Source organism: Lacihabitans sp. CS3-21, assembly GCF_024343675.1.
In the GTDB taxonomy this organism is placed as follows: Bacteria; Bacteroidota; Bacteroidia; order Cytophagales; family Spirosomataceae; genus Leadbetterella.
This window is the reverse complement of the sequence record NZ_RJUD01000073.1, coordinates 1-1,921: the sequence shown is the minus strand read 5'-3', so window position 1 is coordinate 1,921 and position 1,921 is coordinate 1. Positions and strand designations below refer to the sequence as shown.

The following is a 1,921-nucleotide window of genomic DNA, read 5'->3' as shown; positions in this document are numbered from 1 at the left end:
TAGCTCATTGTTTTAGCGTATAAAAAGTTAAAAAAAACCGGTACGCAGTATATGAATATCAAAAGAAATGACGTAGTATTGAAATTCGAACTTCAATGTACGCATTACAAAGGGTCTTTTTCCTCGCGAGAAAAAGGCCTTTTTTTGTGTTCAAAACACTTTTGTTACCGAGCTATACAAATACTTATAGCCTAAACTAAAAATGGAAAAATAACTTAGAAACATTGCGAACCTAGTTTAGAAATACATTTGGTATACAACCAAAGCTCAAAACCTGATTGGAAACAATATTTTGTTAATAAAAGAATTGCTCTATTAAGTTTGAAAGTTTTAATACATCATTAAAGACTTTACAAAACAAGATTGGCATCTTTAAAAACTAAATAAGAACATTTGATAATAAACATCAAACTTCTGAAGTCTAAGTTGTTCCAAAATAAACAAGTCAAAAAACTCACCAACGCTACCCCTCATTAACTTACAGGATCGTGCTAGTTTACAATTTCATCTCCTACTTTCGCTGATTTCAAGTCTATTAAACGAAAAATCCTGCAAAACACTCGTTTTAATTGTTTAATTTTTTGTTTGGTTTCTCATGGTGCTAAAGTTTGAAAGTGTTTTTGTGAAACAAGAACAAGTTTTAGCAATGAATTTATGTTTTTATATGACAAAAGCTTCACATCTTCAATGTATCCGCTTAAACCATATACACAAAATTAATCGCCAAAATTAATCCCAAAAACAATTTTCGAAATAAACAAAAAATAATTTGAATAAGTCTATATTTTCATCATAAAGTACAATTTTTGGCGAATTTGAAGAGATCATAAAAGCTATCAAGGCCATAAAGAGGCCAAATACGCTATATAAGGAACCCCTATCTTGGTATTTTTAATATCAAATTGTATTGGAGGTTTAAAAAAAACAAAAAAGAGTGAATTTAGAGATCATTAAACTTCATAAAAATGGTACAATGCTGAGACATTCTGAGATTCCAATTCGGTAAAAATTCCACCAAAACTTAAAAAGAAAGGTAGTTAAGGGTTGAAATACCTCTTCAATAATAACTATTAGAGAAAACCTTTTAGGTTTTTGGAACTAATTGTTCTTGGCAGTTGAAAACGTGTTCTCGAACGGAACGCCGCCCAGACCTAAGGCCGTTTCTTCATTTGATTTTAGCAAATCAAATTTCGAAATGCTCGAACTGACAAAAGGAGTCGAGATGTACACAGTACTGATTTAAGAACTAGTTGTATTCGGCATTTCCAGACGTGTTCTCGAACGGAACGCCGCCCAGACCTAAGGCCGTTTCTTCATTTGATTTTAGCAAATCAAATTTCGAAATGCTCGAACTGACAAAAGGAGTCGAGATGTACACAGTACTGATTTAAGAACTAGTTGTATTCGGCATTTCCAGACGTGTTCTCGAACGGAACGCCGCCCAGACCTAAGGCCGTTTCTTCATTTGATTTTAGCAAATCAAATTTCGAAATGCTCGAACTGACAAAAGGAGTCGAGATGTACACAGTACTGATTTAAGAACTAGTTGTATTCGGCATTTCCAGACGTGTTCTCGAACGGAACGCCGCCCAGACCTAAGGCCGTTTCTTCATTTGATTTTAGCAAATCAAATTTCGAAATGCTCGAACTGACAGTTGGATTTGAGATGTACACAGTACTGATTTAAGAACTAGTTGTATTCGGCATTTCCAGACGTGTTCTCGAACGGAACGCCGCCCAGACCTAAGGCCGTTTCTTCATTTGATTTTAGCAAATCAAATTTCGAAATGCTCGAACTGACGTTGTATTTGGCATTTGAAAACGTGTTCTCGACTACCGCTCGAACTAACAAGGAACAATCGAACTGGCACGCTCGAACTAACCAATAGCCTAAAAACTATTCACTATACAATCCTTTCCA

General features: G+C 34.8%; 5 protein-coding genes. All 5 read right to left on the bottom strand.

The genetic code is table 11. The features are described 5' to 3' along the window. Positions 1 to 1,098: 1,098 nt before the first annotated feature. From EGI24_RS14485 to EGI24_RS14465, 5 genes are read right to left on the bottom strand one after another with little or no spacing between them, the layout of a single operon-like run. Positions 1,099 to 1,230 (bottom strand): hypothetical protein, encoded by a 132-nt coding sequence (locus tag EGI24_RS14485; protein WP_255049173.1) that lies wholly within the window; start codon positions 1,228 to 1,230, stop codon positions 1,099 to 1,101. Positions 1,231 to 1,246: 16 nt separating this feature from the next. Next, the gene (locus EGI24_RS14480; protein WP_255049172.1) at positions 1,247 to 1,378 is read right to left on the bottom strand and encodes a hypothetical protein; all 132 of its coding nucleotides are present in this window, start codon (positions 1,376 to 1,378) and stop codon (positions 1,247 to 1,249) included. Between the two features lie 16 nt (positions 1,379 to 1,394). Then, the gene (locus EGI24_RS14475; protein ID WP_255049172.1) at positions 1,395 to 1,526 is read right to left on the bottom strand and encodes a hypothetical protein; all 132 of its coding nucleotides are present in this window, start codon (positions 1,524 to 1,526) and stop codon (positions 1,395 to 1,397) included. Positions 1,527 to 1,542: 16 nt separating this feature from the next. Continuing rightward, positions 1,543 to 1,674 (bottom strand): hypothetical protein, encoded by a 132-nt coding sequence (locus EGI24_RS14470; protein WP_255049177.1) that lies wholly within the window; start codon positions 1,672 to 1,674, stop codon positions 1,543 to 1,545. Positions 1,675 to 1,690: 16 nt separating this feature from the next. Continuing rightward, entirely contained in the window at positions 1,691 to 1,852 is a 162-nt protein-coding gene (locus EGI24_RS14465; RefSeq protein WP_255049175.1) for a hypothetical protein, read from the bottom strand. Positions 1,853 to 1,921: the final 69 nt, after the last annotated feature.